Genomic DNA, 670 nt, shown 5'->3' with positions numbered 1-670 from the left:
GCGGTCGGCCATCTCCCGCACGCTGCGGGGGTTGGCTTCAGGAAGGAGCGGTTGGGGCCCTGGGGAAGTGAGCCGACGACGGGCCGGAGGGCTGGGAGGAACTGCTGCGAAAGCCCCCCTGATCGGTGGACGCGAGAGCATGGTGGGGTGATCCTTCCTCCTGGCCTCCTTCCTCCTGGCCTCCTGAGGACCGCTCCTTTGCACGGGGAGACGCCTCGTCGCTGATTGCCGCATGGCGAGCCGCTATGGGCTGGAAGCGAAGGCCCTGCGGTCGTACTGGCATTGGTGCAACCACCAGCCCAAACATGAAAGCGGCGCCACTCGGGCCGACGCAGAAGTGCTGCTGAACGCAGCTGGGCGGCGGCTCCGGGCAGGCCTGTGCGGTGTTGAGGATGGCGTGCTGGCCCGGGTGTTGCCGTCCTGGGCTCGAGAGGGCGCCAGGCTGCCGGCCGAGGCGGATGGAGTGTCGGCGGCGATATGGCGGATCGGCGGCGTGGTCGCCGGGCCGACGGTGTTCGGGTGCGGCTGTGCGCCGCCGGGCGTACGGGAACTGCCGTGCGGGTCGTTCGGTTTGCGCCGCGGGGGGAGCGGGTGTGTGCGTCATGGGCGGTGGCTGCTGGACGCGGACGCCGACCAGCCCTTCGAGCATCTGGACGTGCGGCATGTGCCG

Annotated in this window: 1 pseudogene; it reads left to right on the top strand. The window is 70.6% G+C overall.

The features are described 5' to 3' along the window. Nucleotides 1–232 precede the first annotated feature (232 nt). Nucleotides 233–670, top strand: a pseudogene (locus E2E34_RS36055) (DNA-binding protein); the annotation flags it as partial.

The organism is Streptomyces albidochromogenes, assembly GCF_005981925.1.
Lineage (GTDB): Bacteria > Actinomycetota > Actinomycetes > Streptomycetales > Streptomycetaceae > Streptomyces > Streptomyces albidochromogenes.
Note: the sequence above shows the minus strand (reverse complement) of the source record. Positions and strands in the feature narration are given on the sequence as shown.